The organism is Kitasatospora sp. NPDC098652, assembly GCF_044760155.1.
GTDB lineage: Bacteria > Actinomycetota > Actinomycetes > Streptomycetales > Streptomycetaceae > Kitasatospora.
The window spans coordinates 191328-212757 of the sequence record NZ_JBIWAQ010000013.1 but is presented as its reverse complement, the minus strand read 5'-3'; the positions used below and the strand labels follow the sequence as shown (position 1 = coordinate 212757).

At 74.2% G+C, this 21430-nt stretch carries 16 protein-coding genes; 7 read left to right on the top strand and 9 right to left on the bottom strand.

Annotation, left to right across the window (positions count from 1 at the left end; all coding sequences use genetic code 11):
• Positions 1–25: 25 nt before the first annotated feature.
• Genes ACIQWA_RS26625 through ACIQWA_RS26610 form a run of 4 tightly spaced genes read right to left on the bottom strand, consistent with a single transcriptional unit; the run spans position 26 to position 2803 of the window.
• The gene (locus ACIQWA_RS26625) at positions 26–535 is read right to left on the bottom strand and encodes a hypothetical protein (protein WP_402486722.1); all 510 of its coding nucleotides are present in this window, start codon (positions 533–535) and stop codon (positions 26–28) included.
• Positions 532–921: a hypothetical protein gene (locus tag ACIQWA_RS26620; RefSeq protein WP_402486719.1), complete on the bottom strand. Its 390-nt coding sequence runs from the start codon at positions 919–921 to the stop codon at positions 532–534. Before ACIQWA_RS26620 ends, ACIQWA_RS26625 begins: the two co-directional genes overlap by 4 nt.
• Positions 918–2489, bottom strand: coding sequence for a hypothetical protein (locus ACIQWA_RS26615; RefSeq protein ID WP_402486716.1), 1572 nt, complete (start codon positions 2487–2489; stop codon positions 918–920). The genes ACIQWA_RS26620 and ACIQWA_RS26615 overlap by 4 nt, the downstream gene beginning before the upstream one ends.
• Positions 2486–2803, bottom strand: a complete 318-nt coding sequence (locus ACIQWA_RS26610) for a hypothetical protein (protein ID WP_402486713.1) — start codon at positions 2801–2803, stop codon at positions 2486–2488. The genes ACIQWA_RS26615 and ACIQWA_RS26610 overlap by 4 nt, the downstream gene beginning before the upstream one ends.
• A gap of 234 nt (positions 2804–3037) precedes the next feature.
• Between ACIQWA_RS26610 and ACIQWA_RS26605 the strand changes: the two genes are divergently transcribed.
• Complete coding sequence (locus tag ACIQWA_RS26605; RefSeq protein ID WP_402486711.1) at positions 3038–4210, top strand: permease; 1173 nt, start codon at positions 3038–3040, stop codon at positions 4208–4210.
• A gap of 55 nt (positions 4211–4265) precedes the next feature.
• Here the strand turns inward: ACIQWA_RS26605 and ACIQWA_RS26600 are convergent, their stop codons facing one another.
• From ACIQWA_RS26600 to ACIQWA_RS26590, 3 genes are all read right to left on the bottom strand, one after another.
• A complete protein-coding gene (locus ACIQWA_RS26600) occupies positions 4266–5036 on the bottom strand; it encodes a hypothetical protein (RefSeq protein WP_402486708.1) in 771 nt (256 codons plus the stop codon).
• Complete coding sequence (locus ACIQWA_RS26595; protein WP_402486705.1) at positions 5020–6222, bottom strand: hypothetical protein; 1203 nt, start codon at positions 6220–6222, stop codon at positions 5020–5022. Before ACIQWA_RS26595 ends, ACIQWA_RS26600 begins: the two co-directional genes overlap by 17 nt.
• A 283-nt stretch (positions 6223–6505) precedes the next feature.
• Positions 6506–7423 carry a hypothetical protein gene (locus ACIQWA_RS26590; RefSeq protein ID WP_402486702.1) on the bottom strand — a complete coding sequence of 306 codons (918 nt, stop codon included), beginning with the start codon at positions 7421–7423 and terminating at the stop codon, positions 6506–6508.
• Positions 7424–7671: 248 nt separating this feature from the next.
• Here ACIQWA_RS26590 and ACIQWA_RS26585 point away from each other — a divergent pair, with 248 nt between their 5' ends.
• The 4 genes from ACIQWA_RS26585 (at position 7672) to ACIQWA_RS26570 (ending at position 13904) form a co-directional block, all read left to right on the top strand.
• Complete coding sequence (locus tag ACIQWA_RS26585; protein WP_402486699.1) at positions 7672–9918, top strand: heavy metal translocating P-type ATPase; 2247 nt, start codon at positions 7672–7674, stop codon at positions 9916–9918.
• 367 nt (positions 9919–10285) lie between these two features.
• A complete protein-coding gene (locus tag ACIQWA_RS26580; RefSeq protein ID WP_402486696.1) occupies positions 10286–11338 on the top strand; it encodes an iron ABC transporter substrate-binding protein in 1053 nt (350 codons plus the stop codon).
• A complete protein-coding gene (locus ACIQWA_RS26575) occupies positions 11335–12873 on the top strand; it encodes an ABC transporter permease (protein ID WP_402486693.1) in 1539 nt (512 codons plus the stop codon). The genes ACIQWA_RS26580 and ACIQWA_RS26575 overlap by 4 nt, the downstream gene beginning before the upstream one ends.
• The gene (locus ACIQWA_RS26570; RefSeq protein ID WP_402486690.1) at positions 12870–13904 is read left to right on the top strand and encodes an ABC transporter ATP-binding protein; all 1035 of its coding nucleotides are present in this window, start codon (positions 12870–12872) and stop codon (positions 13902–13904) included. Before ACIQWA_RS26575 ends, ACIQWA_RS26570 begins: the two co-directional genes overlap by 4 nt.
• Before the next feature lie 171 nt (positions 13905–14075).
• Here the strand turns inward: ACIQWA_RS26570 and ACIQWA_RS26565 are convergent, their stop codons facing one another.
• On the bottom strand, positions 14076–14654 hold the full coding sequence (locus ACIQWA_RS26565; protein ID WP_402486687.1) for a TetR/AcrR family transcriptional regulator: 579 nt from the start codon (positions 14652–14654) through the stop codon (positions 14076–14078).
• A gap of 91 nt (positions 14655–14745) precedes the next feature.
• Between ACIQWA_RS26565 and ACIQWA_RS26560 the strand changes: the two genes are divergently transcribed.
• Positions 14746–15192, top strand: coding sequence for a DUF1772 domain-containing protein (locus ACIQWA_RS26560; RefSeq protein ID WP_360243266.1), 447 nt, complete (start codon positions 14746–14748; stop codon positions 15190–15192).
• A 53-nt stretch (positions 15193–15245) separates the two neighbouring features.
• On the opposite strand, the gene ACIQWA_RS26555 is transcribed toward ACIQWA_RS26560, so the two are convergent.
• A complete protein-coding gene (locus ACIQWA_RS26555) occupies positions 15246–17036 on the bottom strand; it encodes a hypothetical protein (protein ID WP_402486684.1) in 1791 nt (596 codons plus the stop codon).
• 211 nt (positions 17037–17247) lie between these two features.
• On the opposite strand from ACIQWA_RS26555, the gene ACIQWA_RS26550 reads away from it, so the two are divergent.
• Positions 17248–21405, top strand: a complete 4158-nt coding sequence (locus tag ACIQWA_RS26550) for a hypothetical protein (protein WP_402486682.1) — start codon at positions 17248–17250, stop codon at positions 21403–21405.
• The last annotated feature ends 25 nt before the right edge of the window (positions 21406–21430 follow it).

Here is a 21430-nt window from a genome sequence, read left to right as displayed (position 1 = left end):
CCGGCCGCGGGGGAGGAACCGGGCGTCAGCGGACGGTGATCTGGACGCTCTTGGAGATGTCGCAGCGCTCCGCCGGGTACCTCGGCACGCCGGCCACGCAGCCTCCCTGACCGAACAGCCAGGTCAGTGTGGTGGTGCCGGGCGTCAGCGCCTCGAAGGTCAGGTCGAACTCCGGGGCGCAGCCGGGTACGGGCGGGTTCGTCGGGCAGGGGGTGATGACGAAGTCCGGCCCCGGGCGCAGCACTTTGCCGTCGCCCGCCGCACCGAGGTACCAGCGGTGCGACAGGGCACCCCCGGTCGTCCGCACCCCGAGCCGCTGTCCGACCGCCAGGGTCACCGTGCTGGGCGGGTACGGGGAGGTGGCGGTCCACCCGTCGCTGGGGAGGGAGACCTCCTGCTGCGGCCGGGCGGCGGCCGAGTTGGCGGCCGAGTCGGCGGCCGGGTCGGAGCCGGACCACCAGCCGTCGAGGTAGGAGACGAGCAGCAGGGCGGCGGCCAGGAGCGCGACCACGGCGGTGGTGATCCGGCGCCTCACCGGCCTTCCTCCCGGACCCGGCGACGCATGGTGATGAGCAGTGCGACCTCGGCCAGCCAGCGGGCGAACAGGACGTCGCGCCGCAGGTCCGCCCCGCCGGCCGCGGCCGCGCGCAGCCAGCCGCGGACCAGCTCGCCCGGCTCCCGGCCGATCACCGGTTCGGACAGGTCGAGCGCGGCGGCGATGCCGCCGGCCCGGACGTACTGGGCGAGGAAGTACAGCGGATGGGGGCCGATGCCCAGGCGCTCGGCCTGGTAGGAGGCGGCGATCGCGGCCTCGGAGAAGAGCACCCGGCGAGGGGTGCCGTCGATCAGCAGGCCGCGGGTGAGGGCGGCCTCGACGTCGTAGCCGGTCATCAGCTCGGTGTCGGGCAGGATGTCGGTCATTTCGGCAGCTCCGCGCCGTAGGGCGTGTTCATTTCCTCATCGTTGGTGATGCCGCCGGCGTTCATCTGGCTGTGGATGAACTGGTCCTCCGTGACCCACTCCGAGTGGCCCCAGGGGTTGTAGACCTGGAGCCGGTCGCCGTCACGGGCGACGATGACCATCTGGTGGGCGCCGGCCTTGCCGGTGGTGCAGAACGGCACGGGCTTGCCCTCGTCCACGGCCTTCTCGATCCGGGCGACGGCCGTGCGCCGGTCGTCGTCGGTGCTCAGGTTGACGTACTCGTAGGTCGAGCCGGTGGCCTTGCCGAGGTTCTGGTCGGCGAGGAAGGTGTTGCCCTTGGGGCCGATCCCCCCGGTGTCGTCGGGGTAGACCTTCTCGTTGCCGTTGGCCAGCTGGCCCTGCTTGTACTGGCCGAGGTACAGCTGCTGGAGGCGCTGCTGGAAGTACTGGGGCGAGTCGGCTCCCGGGACGTCGGGCATGTTGCCGGTGGTGACCTGGAGCATCGTCACCGGGTCGAGCTTGAGGCCCGCGACCACGGTGGAGGCGGCGACGCAGTCGTTGTAGCCGCCCTGGTCGTAGATCTGACGGTTGCCGAGGATCACGGTGCCCTTGTAGGTGAGCCCCACCTGGCTCGTGGTGGACTCCTGCTGGGCGGGGTCCGAGCCGAGGGCCGGGACGAGGTGATCGGACAGCCAGACCGGGTCGTCGCCGTGGGGGTGGATCTGGGCGGCGAACTGCTGGATGTCCGGGATCGAGTGGCCGGCGGCCAGGGCCTTCCAGAGGTAGGCGGCCTCCTCGGGTGACTTGGCGCCGGACACCAGCTGCTGGAAGGCGAGTTGGTCGGCGCCGCCCATCACGGACAGGGCCTGTTCGGCGCGGTCGAGCTGGTTGGCGGAGAGGATGTAGTCGCCGTCCTCGTTGCCGCCGGGCCCCTTCTCGTTGGCCATGACCAGCGCCGCGAGCGGGTCGACCGTCCCCTGCCCCGCCCGTTCGGTACGGGCCTTGGCGGCGAGCTGGTTGAGCAGGCTCGCGGTGCGGGTGCCGCTGCTCTCCGCCGCCTGGGCGGCGGCGATCCGGGTGCCCACGGCGGTGTTGGCGGGATCGATGGCGGCGATGGCCTTGCCCACGTCGAAGGCGTCGTGGCCGAGCGACTTCTGGATGTTCTCCAGGGCGGTGATGCCCTGGGCGTCGGTGTTCCGGGCCGCTTCCAGGGCGTCCGCCCAGGCGTTCAGCTGGGTGGACGCCTGTTCCAGGGTCTTCTGGGAGACGGTCAGTTCGTTCGCCAGCGCCTTGATGGACTGGGTGGCGTTCTGGGCGACCGAGCCGGTCCAGGCGTTCGGCAGCTCCTTGTCGGCGACCGACCCGAGGTCGGTGGAGGCCTTGGCGTAGGCCTTCGCGGTCTCCGCGTACTCCTTGGCCCGCTCGCGGATGGTGCCCGGGTTCCCGGCCGGCCCCGGTACGGCCAGGGCCTTGTCGATCGCGCCGAGCAGTTCGACGCCGAGGAAGAGGCCGGAGCCGGGGTGGGTGATGGCCTGCTGCGCCTTCTGCAGGTCCGCGACCTTGCTCATCGGGCTCCGGCCGGGGTCATCTCGGTGGCGACCTTGGTCTCCGCGGCGCGGTAGTTGGCGCTGGTCGTCGACATCTTCTGGACCAGTTCCGTCACGGCCCGCTGGGTGACCTGCAGTTCCTGCGCCCACTTGGTGTCGAAGCCCGACCAGGCCTGGTCCACTCCGAACTCGCCGAAGTCGGCGGCCGGGTGCACCGCCTTCGCGGTGTAGGCCTGGCCCGCCGACGTCAGGTCGGTCGCGACGTTGCCGAGTGCCGTCGTCACGCCGTCCAGTGCGTCGGGATGGACCGTGTAGCCGGTCGGTTGATCCCCCATCGACCGCTCCCCCTCCTGCAGTTGCCCGCTCGCCGTGCTCGGACGAACACGACCGATGAGCATAGACGCATCCGGGCGAAGTGCGGTTGCGGAGCCGCGCACCCCGCGCCCGGGGGCGGGGGCGGCTGCCTCGGGCGCGGGGGCGGTGTGCGGCGGATCGGCGCGCCGTGGTGGCGGAATACCCCGTACGGGTATACGTTCGCCGACGGGGACTGAGGAAGGCGGACCACCACCATGCACGCGATCCTGCACGCGCTCGCCATCGCCGGGGCGATGACCTGGGAGATCACCTGGGCCCTGGTCCTCGGCTTCCTGCTCTCCGCCGTCGTCCAGGCCGTCGTCCACAAGTCCACCGTGGTGCGACTGCTCGGCGACGACCGCCCGCGCACCCTCGCCGTCGCCTCGGCCCTCGGGGCGGCGTCCTCCTCCTGCTCCTACGCGGCGGTCGCCCTGGCGCGCTCGCTGTTCCGCAAGGGCGCGGACTTCACGGCGGCGATGGCCTTCGAGATCGCCTCGACCAACCTGGTGGTCGAACTCGGCGTGATCCTGGCCCTGTTGCTGGGCTGGCAGTTCACGGCGGCCGAGTTCGTCGGCGGGCCGGTGATGATCCTGCTGCTCGCCCTGCTGTTCCGGCTCTTCCTGCGCGACCGGCTGCTCCGGGAGGCCCGCGAACAGGCGTCGTACGGGCGGGCGGGTTCGATGGAGGGCCACGCCGCGATGGACATGTCCGTCGCGGGGGAGGGCTCCTTCGCCCGGCGGCTGCTGTCCCGACAGGGCCTCACCTCGGTGTCGCACGTGTTCGTGATGGAGTGGGCCGCGATCCTCCGGGACCTGGTGGTCGGGCTGCTGATCGCCGGCGCGATCGCCGCGTGGGTCCCGGACTCGTTCTGGCAGGCCTTCTTCTTCGCCGACCACCCGCTGGCCGGGAAGCTCTGGGGACCGCTGGTCGGACCACTCGTGGCGATCGCGTCCTTCGTCTGCTCGATCGGCAACGTGCCGCTGGCGGTGGTGCTGTGGAAGGGCGGGATCAGCTTCGGCGGGGTGGTCGCGTTCATCTTCGCGGACCTGCTGATCCTGCCGATCCTGAACATCTACCGGAAGTACTACGGGGCGCGGACGGCGCTCTTCCTGCTCGGGACGTTCTACGCGGCGATGGTGGCGGCCGGGTACCTGGTGGAGCTCCTGTTCGGCGGGCTGGGGCTGGTGCCGGACCAGCGGGACGCCGAGATCCCGATGTCGGGCGTGGAGTGGAACTACACCACCTGGCTCAACATCGCCTTCCTGCTGCTGGCGGCGGCGATGCTGGTCCGCTTCTTCCGCACCGGCGGGCGGGCGATGCTGCGGATGATGGGCGGGGCGCCGGAGGCGGAGGGACACCAGGGACGCATGGGGCACGACCATCACTGAGACTGCCTGCGCGAGAAGTCGGACGGGCCGACTTCTCGCGCGGTGCCGGTCAGGGTCAGACGGGCGGCAGCAGGTCGCTCTCGCTGACGGTGTACGTCAGCGGGGGGTAGCTGAAGTCCGTCTCCTGGTTCTCGCGGCGTCGGAGCCGGTAGAACTCGCGTCGCTGCTCCTCGTCGGCCGAGGTGAGGCGGGCGCCCTCCGGGAGGTACGGGCGCCCGTCGCGGAACCGCACGAGGGTCCTCGAGGTGCGGAAGGTCAGGCCCAGCCAGACGTTGTCCGCTGCGGGGACGGGCTTCTCCAGGACGATCCTGTGCCTGAGCCGCCGGTTCGACTCGACGGAGAAGACGACGAAGGTGTCGTGGGCGAGGGGGACTTCGTACCTCTCGCCGTCCGGCTCCTTCGACTCGACGACCAGCTTCCTCGGCGGGCCCGCTTCGGGGTCGCGGTAGCAGGAGAAGACGGCGATGTACGAGCCCTCGGCCAGGTCGAGGGCCTGGTCGGAGTGGGCGCCCATGGTCGTGTAGGCGTTGGTGTAGCTCTCGAACAGGGCGTTGTCGAAGGCGAGCGGAAGCCCGGCGCGCTCCTGGATCCGCTGCGCCAGACGTTCGTGGACGGGGCGGAAGCGCTGCGCCGGGGCGGCGTACCGGGTGGTGGTGCGGACGAGGGGCACGCCGCCCGTCCGGTCGGGCCGGGTGAGCGTGGTGCCCCGGCGGCCCTTCCCGAGGTCCTCCAGGTCGGCCGATGCGGACAGTTCCGCGAAGAGGCCCGGCTCGGCGGGCAGGGTGAAGGAGCGGATCTCGTCCGAGATGCTAGGCACGCGGGGCACGGTAGTCTCCCGCGTTCATGCTGAACAGGAACTGGTCGCCGTAGTCGACGAAGGCCGAGGACCTGTTCTCCTCGGCGTACCGCCTGCGCAGCTCCGCCATGCCGGCCTCGGTGGGCGGCTCCAGCTCCACCAGGCCGCCGGCCGAGGTGAGGAAGGTCCGGCCGTCGCGGTGCACGGCCTCGGTCTTCGAGCAGCGCACCACGTAGCCCAGGCGGGTCGGCAGCAGCTCGGCGTCCAGGGCCGAGGGGCGGATCTCGTGGGTGTAGAGGCGGTTGGTGGACAGCGGCATGAAGAACACCGACCCGGGGTGGAGGGTCAGGGCGAACTGCCGGGGGAGCGCGTGGCCGTACTGTTCCGCGGCCGAGTCCTTGAGGCGGAAGCGGAGGCTGGTCAGCGCGCTGGAGTTCTTCGTGCCGTAGTCGAAGGGGTCGTCAGGGAGGGGCTGGAGCTTGTCCAGGCCGTCGTAGAAGGTGCAGAAGGCCATGACGCCGTTGACGGGCATGTCCTTGGTCTTGTCGGCGTGGGAGGAGATCCTGGCCTTGGACTGCTTGCGCTCGGGCGTGGCCAGGGTGTTGTGGTAGGTCTGCGCGAGGACGTGGTTCAGCGGCGCGTGGCCGCGGAAGACGGTGGCGGCCTCGCGGTTCAGGGCGTCGACGATGTCGGTGTCGGTCGGGCCGAAGTTCTCCGTCGGGCCGGACAGGTTGGTGGAGCAGCGCAGCAGGCGGAAGTGCAGCTCGTCGCCGTCGCGGGTGACGGGGGTGAGGTAGATGCCGCTGCGGTGGGCCGAACCGGGCTTGGTGGACTCCGTCAGGGACTGGAAGGTGTGCTCGGCGCGGATCCGGTGGAAGTGGTCCGCCTCGGGCTCGAAGAAGCGGGGGTAGTACACGCCGGCGCCGTGGACGCGGATCGGGACCCGGCCGAGGCCGACCAGGGGCCAGGGGGCGTCGGAGTGGTTCTGCGCGAGCTCCCGGACGACGAAGACGCGGGCGGCCGAGTCGAGTTGGCTGGTGTCGAGCGTGGCCAGGTCGCCACAGAGATAGACCGTCTTCTGCGCGAGGTCGGTGGAGGCGAGGTCTTCGGGCGCGATCACGGCCCCGAAGAAGTCGATGCGCTGCGCCGTCGAGGGCACAACCAGCACGTTGCCCGCATCGTCGATGCGGGCTTCGGTGGGATCTGTGGTCTGCATCGAGTGCTACCTACCGTTCGCCGGCCGTTCAGGCATGTTCAGGTGGTGGGGAGTTCGTCGGTCGTGACTGCGGTGACGAAGCCGTCCACGCGTCGTCGGGGAAGACGAGCGCCGGTCCGGCGGGGTTCCCTGGATGACGAAGACGACGAGGACGACGAGGACGACGAGGACGACGAGGACGACGAGGACGACGAAGGTGCCGGGCGATCCCCCGCGGATCGCCCGGCACCCCCGGCCTGCCTCATCCCGCCTCGAGGGCGTCGGCGCCCCCAGGACCTCCTCCTCAGTGCTGCTGGTCGCCCGTGGTGACGGTGAAGGCGGCGGTGTGGACGGTGCCCTGGTGCTGGAAGTCCAGGAAGAGCCGGTAGCTGCCGCCGCTCGGGGCGGTGGTGGTGAAGCCGATGCCGGGGCCGGGGGTGGTGGTGTCCGGGTGGACGTGGAGGTAGGCGAGGTCGCCGGCGCGCAGGGCGACCAGGTGGCCGTAGGCGCCGAGGTAGGGCTGGAGGTCGGTGATCGGGGTGCTGTCCTTGCTGATGGTCAAGGTGAGGTGGCTACTGCGGTCGGGGGTGAGGTCGCCGCCGAGGGTGACGGTGTAGCCGTCGACCGTGACGGTGCGGCCGGTGTCGGGCAGCGGGGCGGGGCGCAGGTCGCCGGCGGCGTGGAGGTCGGCGCCGAGGGTGAGGCCCTCGTCGGCTCCGGCCGGGGTGAAGTCGGCGAAGACCCGGTACTCGCCGGCGGCGGGGACGGCGGCGGTGGCGCTCCAGGTGCCGTCGGCGGCGAGGGTGGGGTGCAGGTGCTGGAAGGTGGAGAGGTCGCGCGGGGCGACGATCAGGTGGAGTTCCTTCTCGTGCTCCTGCTGGTAGGCGGTGACGGGCCTGCCGTCCGTGCCGAGGATGCGGAAGCGCAGGTCGGTGGGGGAGCCGGCGGTGACGAAGGGGTTGTCGACGCTGAGGGTGTAGCCGCGCTCGGAGACCTGGAGCCCGCCGGGGAGGTGTTCGGCGGCGGCTGCCCCGCTCCCTGAGTCGTGTCCGCCGTCGTGTCCGCTGTCGTGTCCGGTGTCGGGTCCGCTGTGGGCGGCGTGTCCGGTGGCGGGCCTGGGCTCGGCGGGGCCGGTGCCGGTCGCGTGGCCGACGCCGAGGGCGAGGCCGAAGACGGCGGCGAGGCCGGCGGTGAAGGCGGTGATGCGCAGGGCGGTGTTCACGGCGGTCTCCTGGGACGTTCCGGGTTCCGGCGGGCAGTGCCATGAGTGAATACCCCATGGGGGTATCACGTCAAGCGGTCTCCGCTCCAGGAAAATACCGCCCTGGGGTATCGGCCGGGGCTTGCCCTCAGTACCCCCCAGGGGTATAAATGAACCCGGCACCGCCCGATACCCCCAGCGGGTATGACGGCCCGGCCGCACCGTACCTCGCACGTACCTCGAAGCAGCGACAGTCACCAGGAGCAACGATGACCACCCAGGCACCCGCCTCCACGGAGGTGGAACTCTCGATCGGCGGAATGACGTGCGCCTCGTGCGCCGCCCGGATCGAGAAGAAGCTCAACCGGATGGACGGCGTCTCGGCCAGCGTCAACTACGCCACCGAGAAGGCGAAGGTCTCCTTCGAGGGCGAGGTCGAGGTGGCCGACCTGATCGCCACCGTCGAGGCCACCGGCTACACCGCCGCGCTGCCCACGCCCCCGGCCGCCGCCGGTGGCGAGGGCGCCGAGCCGGGCGAGCCCGCCGACGGACTGGCGCCGCTGCGCCAGCGGTTGTTCACCGCCGTCGCCCTGGCCGTCCCGGTGATCGCGATGGCGATGGTGCCGGCCCTCCAGTTCGACAACTGGCAGTGGCTCTCGCTCACCCTCGCCGCCCCGGTCGTCACCTACGCCGCCTGGCCGTTCCACCGCGCCGCCTGGACCAACGCCCGGCACGGCGCCGCGACCATGGACACCCTGGTCTCGCTCGGTACGGGCGCCGCGTTCCTGTGGTCGCTGTGGGCGCTGTTCTTCGGCGACGCGGGGATGCCGGGCATGCGGCACGGCTTCGAGTTCACCATCGCCCGCAGCGACGGCGCCTCGAACATCTACCTGGAGGCGGCGGCCGGCGTCACCGCCTTCATCCTGGCCGGGCGCTACTTCGAGGCCCGCTCCAAGCGCACCGCCGGGGCCGCCCTCAAGGCGCTGCTGGAACTGGGTGCCAAGGACGTGACGGTGCTGCGCGGCGGAGCCGAGGTGCGGATCCCGATCGCCGAACTCGCCGTGGGGGACCGGTTCGTGGTGCGGCCCGGCGAGAAGATCGCCACCGACGGCACCGTGGTCGAGGGCAGTTCCGCCGTGGACGCCTCGATGCTCACCGGCGAGTCCGTCCCGGTCGAGGTCGGGGTCGGGGGCTCCGTCACCGGCGCGACCGTCAACGCGGGCGGCCGGCTGGTGGTCGAGGCCACCAGGGTCGGCGCGGACACCCAGCTCGCCCGGATGGCCAAGCTGGTCGAGGAGGCCCAGAACGGCAAGGCCGCCGCCCAGCGCCTGGCCGACCGGATCTCGGCGGTCTTCGTGCCGATCGTGATCACCCTGGCGGTGGCCACCCTCGGCTACTGGCTGGGCACCGGCGAGGGCTGGACCGCCGCCTTCACCGCCGCCGTGGCCGTGCTGATCATCGCCTGCCCGTGCGCCCTGGGCCTGGCCACCCCGACCGCCCTGCTGGTCGGCACCGGCCGCGGCGCCCAACTGGGCGTACTGATCAAGGGCCCGGAGGTGCTGGAGTCCACCCGCAAGGTCGACACCATCGTCCTGGACAAGACCGGCACCGTCACCACCGGCCGGATGACCCTGCTCGCCGTGCACACCGCCGAGGGCGTCACCGAGGCCGAGGTGCTCCGTCTGGCCGGCGCCCTGGAGCACGCCTCCGAGCACCCGATCGCCCGGGCGATCGCCACCGCCGCCGCCAAGGCCGGTGAACTGCCCGCCGTCGAGGGCTTCGAGAACGTGCCCGGGCTGGGCGTCCAGGGCGTGGTGGCCGGCCACGCGGTGCTGGCCGGCCGGGAGGCACTGCTCAACGAGTGGTCGCAGTACCTGCCGGAGGCCCTCGCCGAGGCCAAGCGCACCGCCGAGTCGGCCGGCCGCACCGCGATCGCGGTCGGCTGGGACGGCGAGGCCCGGGCCGTCCTGGAGGTGGCGGACGCGGTCAAGCCGACCAGTGCCGAGGCCATCACCAAGCTGCGGGCCCTGGGCCTGACCCCGGTGCTGCTGACCGGTGACAACAGGCTGGTCGCCGAGGCGGTCGCCGCCGAGGTCGGCATCGCACCGGAGCATGTGATCGCCGAGGTCATGCCGCAGGACAAGGTCGACACCGTCAAGCGGCTGCAGGCCGAGGGCAGGGTCGTGGCGATGGTCGGGGACGGCGTCAACGACGCGGCCGCGCTCGCCCAGGCCGACCTCGGCCTGGCGATGGGCACCGGGACGGACGCCGCGATCGAGGCGGGCGACCTCACCCTGGTCCGCGGCGACCTGCTGGCCGCCGCCGACGCCATCCGGCTCAGCCGCAGGACCCTCGGCACCATCAAGAGCAACCTGTTCTGGGCCTTCGGCTACAACGTCGCCGCCCTGCCGCTGGCGGCCGCGGGCCTGCTCAACCCGATGATCGCGGGGGCGGCCATGGCCTTCTCCTCGGTCTTCGTGGTCGGCAACAGCCTCCGGCTGCGCCGCTTCCGCTGAGCTCCCGCCGCAGGCCACGAGATGGCCCCGAGGCCCCGGAACCGCTGACCGGTTCCGGGGCCCTCGCCCGTCCGGGCGCCGCTCCGGCCGCCGTGCGGGCACTACCCACCGTGATGGCGGGCCCGGGCCGCCGGGGATCCGGTTCGTCCGTACTTGCCGGTGATGACCAGTGCTTGGCGGTCGTTTTGCCCGTACTTGGGAGTCCGCTCACCGAAGTCCTACCCTGCCGCGACCGGGCCGAGATGTGACGCTCCGACACTTGTTAGGCAAGCCTTTCCTGCCTTAGGTTCTCGTGCCGTCAGGTCGCCGACCCTCGCATTCCGAGGGCTCCGGCGGCTGTTCCCTGCCCTTCCGGAGGACCCTCACCATGCCCGGTACCGTGCGGCCGCTGGCCGGCCTGTCCCTCGTCGCCGTCTGCGCCCTCGCCCTCACCGCCTGCGGCAGCTCCGGCGGGACGGGGGGCACGGACGGCGCCACCGCCGCGGCGGGCCAGACCATCACCGTCTACAGCGGTCAGCACGAGCAGACCGTCAAGGCGCTGACCGAGGACTTCACCAAGCGCACCGGCATCAAGGTCGAGCTGCGCTCCGGCGACGAGGCCGAGCTGGCCAACCAGATCCTCCAGGAGGGCGACGCCTCCCCGGCCGACGTCTTCTACGCCGAGAACCCGCCCGCGCTCACCGTCCTCGGCGACAAGGGCCTGCTCGCCAAGGTCGCCCCCGACACCCTCAAGTCCATCCCGGCCAACGACAGTTCGGGCAAGGGCGACTGGGTCGGCGTCTCCGCCCGCAGTGCCGCCTTCCTGGCCGCCACCGGCAAGGGCGCCGACACCGCGCCGCCCGCCTCCGTGCTCGACCTGGCCAAGCCCGAGTGGAAGGGGCGCCTGGGCATCGCCCCCGGCGAGACCGACTTCGCCCCGGTCGTCACCCAGGTCCTCAAGGCCAAGGGCGAGGACGCCGCCAAGCAGTGGCTCAAGGGCCTCAAGGACAACGCCAAGGTCTACGACAGCAACGAGACCCTCTCCGCCGCGATCAACAGCGGCGAGGTCGAGGGCGGCGTCATCGACCACTACTACTTCTACCGGATGCGCGACGAGAAGGGCGCGGCCGAGACCCACGCGACCCTGCACTACTTCCCCAAGGGGGACCCGGGCTCGCTGATCGACGTCTCCGGCGCCGCCGTGCTCAGCCACGGCAAGCACCAGGCCGCCGCCCAGGCCTTCCTCGGCTACCTCGCCTCCGCCCCGGCCCAGACCGTCATCGCGAACTCCGCGAGCTACGAGTACCCGCTGGTCGACGGCGTGAAGGGCAAGCCCGAACTGCCCGCCCTGGACGGCATCGGCACCGTCGCCGACCCGGCCCAGCTCGGCGACGGCAAGCAGGCCCTGGCCCTGCTGCAGGACGCCGGACTGCTCCAGTGACGACCCCCCTGCCCCGGCGGCGGTGGCGGGCCGGCGGCCTGCTCGCCCCCGTCGCCGTCGCCGTGGTCGCGGTGGTCGCCGCGCCGCTCGGCTTCGTCACCGCCCAGGCCGCCCAGGCCGGTTGGGACCAGACCCGGCGGCTGCTCGGCCGCCCGCTGATCGCCACCCTGCTCGGGCACACCCTCGGCCTGGCCGCCGCCGTCACCCTCGCCACCGCCGTCCTCGGCTTCGGCGCCGCCTACCTGGTCGAGCGCACCACCCTGCCCGGCCGCCGGGCCTGGACCGTCGCGCTCGCCCTGCCGCTCGCCGTACCGGAGTTCGTCCGCGGCTACTCCTGGGTCTCGCTGTTCCGCTCCGTCCACGGCTACTGGGGCGCCGTCCTGGTGATGACCTGCTCGCTCTACCCACTGGTGTTCCTGCCGGTCGCGGCCGCGCTGCGGCACGGCGACGCCGCCGCCGAGGAGGTCTCCCGCTCGCTCGGCCGCGGCCGGCTCGCCACCCTGTGGCGGGTCACCCTGCCGCTCACCCGGCCCGCCCTGGCCGGCGGCGTCCTGCTGGTCTCGCTCTACCTGCTCGGCGAGTACGGCGCCTTCGCGATGCTGCGCTACACCACCTTCGCCACCGCCGTGTTCACCCAGTACAAGCTCGGCTTCGACGCGGCCTCCGCCTCGCTGCTCACCCTGGTGCTGGTCGGGCTCGCCCTGCTGCTGGTCGCCCTGGAGGCCTGGGCCGGCCGCCGGGCGCGCACCACCCGGCACGGCGCCCTGGCCCGCCCCGCCGTGCCGGTGCGGCTCGGCGGCTGGACCGCCCCCGCGCTCGGCGCGCTGGCCGCGCTGGTCGGCGTCTCGCTCGGGGTGCCGCTGTACGCGCTGGCGTACTGGCTGGTCAGGGGCAGTTCCACCACCCTGCCCTCCGCCTCCGTGCTCGGCGCCACCCTGGCCACCCTCGGGTACGCGCTCGGCGCCGCCGTCGTCGCCACGGCCGCCGCCCTCCCCGTCGCCCTGTACGGCTGGCGGCGCGGCACCCGGCCCGCCCGCGCCGTCGAGCGGATCGCCTACCTCACCCGAGCGCTGCCCGGCATCGCCGTCGCCCTCGCGGTGGTCTTCTTCGCCGTCCGCTGGGCCCGGCCCCTGTACCAGCAGCCGCCGATGCTGGTCCTGGGGTACGTCCTGCTGTTCTTCCCGCTGGCCCTCACCGCCGTCCGCGCCGCCCTCGCCCAGGTGCCGCCCGGCGTCGAGGAGGCCGCCCGCTCGCTCGGCACCCGGCCGCTCGCCGTCCTCTGCCGGGTCACCCTGCCGCTGGTGCTGCCCGGCCTCGGCGCCGCCGTCGCCATGGTCGGCCTCACCGCCTCCACCGAACTCACCGCCACCCTGCTGCTGCGCCCCACCGGCACCCAGACCCTGGCCACCCAGTTCTGGGTCTACACCAGCGGCCTCGCCTACGGGGCGGCGGCGCCGTACGCGGCCCTGATGGTGGCGCTGTCCGTCCCCTCCGTCCTGCTGCTCACCCGCCGTAGCCCAGGGAGCCCCCGATGACCGGACTCTCCGTCGTCGACCTGCACGCCGCCCACGGACGCAGCCCCGTCCTGCACGGCATCGACCTGACCGTGCCGGACGGCGCGCTCGCCTGCGTCCTCGGGCCCTCCGGCTGCGGCAAGTCCACCCTGCTGCGGGTGCTGGCCGGCTTCCACCCGGCCGCCGCCGGGCAGGTCGTGCTGCACGGCCGCGTCCTCGACGACGGCCGCGGCAGGCTGCCCGCCGAACAGCGGGGCATCGGCCTCGTCCCGCAGGACGGCGCGCTCTTCCCGCACCTCAGCGTCGCCGCCAACATCGGCTTCGGACTGCCCCGTTCGCAGCGCCGCGCCCGGGTCGCGGAACTGCTCGACCTGGTCGGCCTGCCCGGCCTGGGGGAGCGCCGCCCGCACCAGCTCTCCGGCGGCCAGCAGCAACGCGTCGCCCTGGCGCGGGCGCTGGCGCCCCGCCCGCGTCTGCTGCTGCTCGACGAACCGTTCGCCGCCCTGGACGCGGCCCTGCGGGCCGACCTGCGCCGCGAAGTCGCCGCCGCCCTGCGGCAGTCCGGCACCACGGCGGTGCTGGTCACCCACGACCAGGACGAGGCGCTCTCCTTCGCCGACACCGTCGCCGTCCTGCGCGACGGCCGGATCGCCCAGGCGGGCAGTCCCGAGGAGCTGTACCACCGCCCGGCCGACGCCGCCGTCGCGGGTGTGCTGGGCGAGGCGAACCTGATTCCGGCCGAGGCCAGGGGAGTCGAGGCGCTGACCGCCCTGGGCGCCCTTCCGCTGGCCGGCCCCGCGGTTGACTCGGGCGGTGCGCTCGCCCTGCTCCGGCCGGGCCAACTGCGGCTCACCGCCGGGCCGGTGGCGGGCGCCGTCCCGGCGAAGGTGCTCGGCAGCGACTTCCGGGGCCATGACCACCGGGTCGAACTCCGGCCCGGGGCACCGGGGTTGCCCAAGGTGCTGATCGTCTCGGCCGACCGCCCGTGGCCGGTGGGCGGCGAGGCCTATCTGGCCGCCGCGGGGCCGGTGCACCTGCTGCCGGGGGAGTGAGCCCGGTTCGTACGGCGGGTGCTCGCGGTTCGTACGAGGTCGCTTGCCGGTGCGGGTCCACGCGCCGTCGGCGGCCGGGGCGGCTTCGACGAGCGCGGCCCAGGGGGCGTGGTGGTGCCCCCGGCTCGCGGTCGACGGTGCGTCGACCGCAGGCCGGGCGGAGGCGGGGCGTCAGAGGACGGCGAGCCGGTCCACCAGCAGTTCCACCCTGCGTTCGGTGTCCTCCGGGGGGAGGCGTCGGGCCCGGGTCAGGGTGGCCACTCCGTGCAGGGCGGCCCAGAACACCTCGGTGAACAGTCCCGGGTGGACGCCGTCGCCGGCCACCTCGCCGAGACTTTCCAGCAGGGCGGCGAAGGCGTCCTTCAGCGGTTCGGGGGTCTCCTCCTGTGCGAAGGCCAGGCCGCCGTCGAGCTGGAACAGGGCGTCGTAGACCGCCGGGTTGCGGGCGGCGAAGTCGAGGTAGCTGCGGGCGAGGGCGGTGACCCGGGTGCGGGGGTCGTCCGTGGCGCGGGCCGCGGCCCGCATGGCCGCGGCCATCTCGGTGGCGCCTTCGAGGGCGACGGCGCCGATGATCTCCCGTTTGCCGCGGAAGTGGCTGTAGAGGACGGGCTGGCTGTATTCGATGCGCTCGGCGAGGCGGCGGGTGGTGACCGCGTCCCAGCCCTGCTGCTCGGCGAGTTCGCGGGCCGTCGCCACGATGAGGCGTTCGCGCTCCGCCCGTTCGCGCTGCTTGCGTTCTTGTACGGACATGATTCGATCCTAGCAGCGCTAGACAAGCGAGTGACAGTAGGTCTAGCGTTGCATCATCATCTAGCAGCGCTAGATCCCAGGAGGGGTCATCATGCTCAACGCACTCCAGGTCTTCACCACCGTGGTCGTCGGCGTGATGGTGGGGGTGGAGTTCTCCGTCGCCTTCTTCATGAACCGGATCTTCAGCGCGCTCCCCGAGGACAGCGGCCAACTCGCCCGCTCCCACGGGGGTCGGATGCTCGGCGCGGTGATGCCGGTCTGGTACATCTCCTCGCTCGTCCTCGCCGCGATCTGGGCCGTCGCCGGGTGGCACCACCACGGCGCGGGCCTCGTCGTCACCGCCGGCGGGCTGCTGATCGTCAGCGTGCTCATGTCGGTCCTGCTGCTCGTCCCGATCAACAACCGGAGCAAGACGTGGACCCCCGAGAACCGGCCCGCGGACTGGAAGGAGCAGAGCGCGCGCTGGGACCGCTACCACTACGCCCGCGTCGCCGTCATCATCGCCGCCTTCGCCCTGCTGGTCGCCGCCCTCGGCTGAGCCCGGTGTGTTGTCGCACCGGCCGCCGGGCAGGCGGGAGTTGAAGGCGGGCCCTACGGCCCCTCCGGCAGCTCCACCGCCTGCCAGCGGTAGGCCGCGTCCTCCTGCCAGACCTGCAACTCGCCCTCCACCACGGCCGCCAGGCACAGCCGCCAGTCGTCCCCCATGGCGAGGGCGACCCGGGTGGCGGGACGCAGCGTCGGCCGCCACCAGCGCGGACGCCGGGAGGCCCCGCCGGCCGGCAGACGCAGCCGTACGCCGCCCGCGCCCGCCAGGGCGACGGTGGGGCCGCCGCGGTGGCCGACCATGGCGATGCCGAGCGAGGGCTCCCCGTCGCCGATCTCGGTGCCGGCCGTCGCCGCGCCCAGGGTGTGCAGCTGGGCGGAGCCGTCCGTCCGCAGGGTGGCGGCCTGCGGTCCGGCGGAGGCGCGGGCCAGCGCCCCGGCGCGCAGGGTGCCGGGCGGGCCGAGCGGGACGGGCGGTTCGCCGGAGCCCGGCCGCCAGCTGAGCACGCGGTCGCGGTGCTCGACCAGGACCAGCCAGGCGCCGGGCCGTTCCTCCTCGGCGGCGAGCACCCGGTCGGCGGGGCAGCCGGGGTGTTCCTGGCCGGTGAGGGTGAGGCCGGGGGCCCAGCGGTAGGAGCGCAGGGCGCCGGCGGCGGCGGTCCAGACGGTCAGCTCCCCGGCCGCGCCGACCGCCCCGGCCAGGCCGCTGACCCCGCGGGCGGCCTCCCACCAGCCGGCCGCGGTGCCGACCCACAGGGTGCCGGAGCGGTCCTCGGCGCAGACCACCAGCTCGCCCTGGCGCCCGGCCCAGCCCGCCGCCAACTCCCGTACGGCACCGGGCCCCTGGCCGGCGGGCAGCCGGTGGCCGGTGCGCCCGGGGCCGGCCAGCGCGGTGCCGTCGGCGCCGGCCGTGACCACCAGCGGCCGGCCGGCCCGGTCCGGGAGTACGGCCAGGCCCGCGGTGCGTGCCACCGGGCGGTGGGCGCGCAGCAGTTCGCGGCCGCGGGCGACCCAGGGGCCGAGCGGGGTGGGGCGCCGGTCGGGCTCGCGGGCGAGCGGTTCGCAGGCCCAGCGGGCCAGTTCCTCGCCGTAGCCGGCCGCCAGCAGTTCGGCGCGGGCCTGTTCGGCGGCGAGCCGGTGGTCGAGTCGGCCGTGGTCGGGCAGCAGCAGGGTGCGGGCGAGGGTGCCGACCGCGAAGAGGTCCTTGGCGGTGGTGGGGAAGCCGCCGACCTGCTCGGCCTCCGGCGGTACGTGCCCGGGGGTGAACACCGCGACGGTCAGGGTGTGGTCGAGCGGGGCGAGGAAGGTCAGGTCGATCAGCTTGACCAGGCCCTGACCGTCCACCAGTACGTTGGCGGGGGAGATGTCGCGGTGCACCCAGCGCTTGCGGTGCAGCTCGTCGACGATCCGGCACAGCCGGGCCAGCACCTCGGCCACCGCGGCCGGACCGCCGCGCTGGCTGCGGGCCCAGGTGTGCAGCGGCACGCCGTCGACCCAGGGCGAGATCTGGTAGCCGAGCAGCCCGCCGGAGGGCACCGCGCCGGGCCGGTGCGGGGAGGGGCCGAGCAGGAAGCTGGGCACCACCAGGTCGGTGATGCCGAGCCGGTGGGCGTTGTGCGAGACGTCGTCCCAGCGGCCGAGCCAGCGCCGCACCTCGGACGGGTCGCGCTCCAGCATGATCTTCGCGGCGACGAGTTCCTTGATCCCGTTGTGCCCGGTGCGCACCGCCCGCCACACCTCGGCCTCGCCGCCCCGGTGGTGGAACTCCAGCAGTTCGTACTGTTCGGGGTCGAACTCGGGCCCGAAGCGGAGCCCGGGTACCCAACGAGACTCTGACACGCAACCCCCGACGCTTCCTCACCGCTGCGGACGCGCGACTGCCGTACGGCCTGCGCGCTGCTCAGGATAGTGCGCATTTCTGTTCGTCTGCCCGGAGGAGGGCCTATTCTGATGGGCGCCCGAGCAACATCACAAAACAACGTCAACTCATGATCGTACGGGGAATGTTGATCATGAAGTAGGACGGCCTCAAGGCACAGGGGGACGGTGCATGCTGCAACTTGCGGTGCTGCTGATCGTGGTGGCACTGGCCGGGGCGGCCGCCGTCGTGCTCGCCCGCAGGCGAACCACTCTGGACCCGGCCGGAGTTGCCAAGGCCCTGGCCACGGCCGCCGGACAACTCGCCGCCGGGAAGGCCCCGCAGGCCCGCCGCCGCTACGCCCGGCTCGCCCGCCGACTCGCCACCGGGCCCGCCGAACTGCGCACCCAGCGCGGCCTCGCCCTGCTCGGCCAGGCCGAGGCCACCATCCCCACCGGCGACCAGCAGGCCACCCTCGCCCTGTTCCGCGAGGCCTTCCCGCTGCTCACCGACCCGGCCCGGCAACTGCCCCGGTGGAGCCTGCGCCGGCTCGCCGAGGAGCGGACGCAGGCCCCGGACGGCGACCTCGGCCCGGTCCTCGCCTACCTCCGGGCCGCCGCCACCGGCACCGAACCCGGCGAGGACACCGACACCGCCGCCCGCACCGTGCAGTGGCTCCAGCGCCGCTGCCGCGAGGGCACCCCCGAGCAGCGCGACCACGCCACCGACCAGGCCCTCGCCGCCCTGCCCGGCCAGGACTGGCCGGTCCTCGCCCGGGCCGCCCTGCTGAACGCCACCGGCCGCACCGAGCAGGCCGAACCGCTGCTCGCCGCCACGGCCCCCGGCGGCAGCGCCGAACTCTGGTTCCGCTGGGGCGCCCAGCTGTTCACCGCGCACCGGGACGAACCCGCCGTCGCCGCCTTCGACGAGGCCCTGCGCCGAGGCCCCGGCGACCCCGGCCCCTGGGGCCGCGGCCCGCTCCTGCGCACCGACAGCCTGCTCTTCCGCGGCCTCGCCCGGCAGCGGCTCGGCGACACCGACGCCGCCTGGGCCGACCTCGCGGCCGCCGCCACCGAGACCCCCGGCGACCCGCGCCCGCGCTACGCCCTCGGCCGGCTCGCCCTGCTGCTCGGCGCCGACGACCAGGCCCGGGAGCAGTTCACCGCCGCACTCACCGTCCAACCCACCTTCGCCCCGGCCCGGTTCGGCCTCGCCCTGGTCCACGAACGGGCCCAGCGGCACGCCGAGGCCGCCGCCGACTACCGCACCGGCCTCGGCCTCGCCCCCGACTGGCGCCCCGCCAGGATCCGGCTCGGCGCCGCCCTGACCGCCGCCGACCGGGCCGCCGAGGCCGAGCCGCTGCTGCGCGCCGAGGCCGACACCGAACCCGACTCCCGCTGGAGCCGGATCGCCGCCTACCACCACGGCCTCGCCCTCGCCCGCACCGGCGACCCGGCCGCCGCCCTCGCCCGCTGGGAACCCCTGGACGACCCCGAACTGCACGTCCGCCAGGCCCTGGCCCGCGACCGGCTCGCCCGCACCCGGCTGGCCACCGACCCGGCCGCCGCCCGCGAACTGTGGCAGCGGGCCGCCGCCGAACACCCCGGTGCCCCCGGCTACCGGTCCGCGCTGCGCGAGGCCGCCCTGCGCGAGGCCGCCCACCTGCTGGTCACCGGCCGGGATCACGCCGCGACCCGGGAGGCCGCCACCGCCGCGCTCGCGCTGGCCGACACCCTGCCTGGCGCCCTCACCCACCGGCAGTCCCGGCTGCGCGCCGCGCTCGCCCTCGCCGAGGGCGCCACCGAGCGGGTCACCGCGCTGCTCGACCCGACGGCCGGGCTCCGCGACCGCTACCACCTGGCCGCCGCCGCCCTGCTGGCGGGCCGTCCGGTGCAGACCATCGCCCTGCTCGGCCCGCTCGACCCCGACCCGGCCGGCGACCCGGCGCTCGCCCGGCTGCGCGCCCTGCTCGCCGAACGGGCGGGCAACTGGGCCGCCGCGCTGGACTGGTACCGGCACTTCCTGACCGCCCCCGCGGGCGACCCCGCCTCTGGTCCCGGCGCCGACCCGGTCGGCGACTGCGCGGCCTGCACCCGCCCCGCCACCGGCGCCTGCGGCGGCTGCGGCCGGGAGGCCTGCGCCGAGCACCTGCACGCCCCGGCCGGATCCGGCTCGCCCCGCTGCACCCACTGCACCGGCCCCGCCCTGCGCGCCGTCCTGGACTGCGCCCGCCGGGCCGGCACCCCCGAACAGGCCGAACCCGTCCTGGCCGCCTGGGCCGAGGCGCTCGGCGACGGCGCCGACGCCGCGCCCGTACGGCTCGACCTCGCCCTGCTGCGGGCCGAACTCGGCCGCCTCGACGAGGCCCTGGCCGACCTGCCGGAGGAGGCCGGCGCGGCCCGGGCGGCCGTCCTGGTCCGCCGGGCCGGCGCCGCACTCGCCGCCGAGCAGCCCGGCCGGGCGGCCGGCGACCTGCGCCGGGCCCTCGCCCTCGCGCCCGGCCACCCGCAGGCGGCCGCCGCGCTGGTGCTGCTCGGCGAGCACGAGGCCCACCAGCACGCCGTCGAGGGCCGCCACGGCGAGGCCTACCGGGCCTACCGCGCGCTGCTGCTCGACGACCCGGCCCACCCCCGGCTGCTGCACGCCCTCGGGCTGGCGGGCTACCGCTTCGCGGCCTCCACCCGGCCGACGGCGGAAGGAGCCCCCGCCGAGGCCTCGGCCGAGGCCGCCGACGAGCAGGTCTGGGCCTGGACGCTCGGCTGCCTGGTCGCCGCCCTGCACCGCGAGGAACTCTGGGCCGAGACCGCCCGGATCACCGGCCGCGAGGCCGACCCCCAGCGGACCGCCGCCGCCCGCACCGCGCTCAGCGACCGCCTCCGCGAGGACCTGCGCGCCCTCGACCGGGCCGCCGGCCGCAGCGGTGACGAGACCACCGCGTGGACGCTGCGCCTGGGCATGGAGTCCCACGCCGCGGACGCCTTCGCCCAGGAGGACGTCCGAATATCCCTGCCCGGCCGCCCCGCCCGCCGACTGGTCCTCGGCCCCGGCCTGGACCGACTGCTCCGCGCCGAGCTGCCCGGCTGGGGCGAGGCCTACCAGCAGGCCGTCGGCGCCTGGCGGCGCGGCCCCGGGGCCACCTCCGGGCCCGCGCTCGGCCGCGCCCTCAGCCTGTTCGGCGCGCTCGGCCCGCAGCAGTACCTGCACCTCCAGGGCCGTCAGGCGGCCGCCGTCGCCGCGCTGGACGCGGTTCCCGACGGCGAGCGCGGCGCCGCCTGGCAGTCGCTGCTCGGCGCGGCCCTGGTCAGCCAGGCCCGGGAGCACCACCGCAACCAGGACTGGCGGGAGGCGCTCGACTGCCTCACCCGGGCCCGGACCGTCCCCGACCTGGTGCTGCCCGCCGACGTGGCCCGGGTCGCCGCCGAGTCCGGGGTCCGGGCCGCCCGCGCCCTGTTGAAGAGCAGCGTGGACGACCAGGAGGGCGCGGCCGGACTGCTGGAGAAGGCCCTCGCGCTGGCCCCGGACGACCCGGAGGTGCGCGGCGACCTCGGCGCGACCTACGCCCAGTGGGCCCGCAAGATCAACAACGAGGAGAAGGACTACCTGCGCGCCCTGGAACTGCTGGCCAAGAGCGCCGAGCTCGCCCCCGGCGACCCGACCGCCCGGCACTTCCTCCGCGCCGCCCTCGGCAACCGGGCCGGTGAGCTCAGCCGGGTGGACGCCTCCGACGCGGAACTCGAGGAGGCCGTCGGCACGTGGAGGCGCCTGATCGAGCTCGACGACGACCCCGAGAACCGCCGGGGCCTCGCCTTCGTGCTGCGCCAACTGGCCCGCTCCGCCGCCTTCGCCGACGACAGCGCCCGCGCCCTCGGCCGGATGCTGGAGGCGCTGGTCTGGGACCCGGACTGGGAGGGCGATGCCGGGCGCGAGGCGGGCCGCCGGATCTCGGTGCTGCTCGCGAACCACGTCATCGACCACATGCAGAACAGCACCTTCCAGGCCCAGGCCGCGATGCTCCAGAAGGCCAGGTCCTACGACGACTCGCCCGACATCCGCGGGCTGATGGTCAGCGTCTGGCGCGGCCGGGCGATCTCGTTCTACGAGGAGCGCCGCTACGTCGAGGCGATCAACCTGCTGCGCGAGGCGCTCGAACTCGCCGCCTCGCCGGAGGACACCGCCAAGCTCAAGAGCGAACTCGGCATCGTCCTCAGCTCGTTCGCCGTTGCCCGGGCCAATGCCGGCAACCACCTGGAGGCCCAGGGGGCGATGGAAATGGCCCTCCAGCACAATCCCCACGACCGCGAACTGCGCGCCCTGGCGGACCGGATCAACAAACTCGGCCGCCGCTACTGACCGAACCGGCAACCGCCGGGCGGCC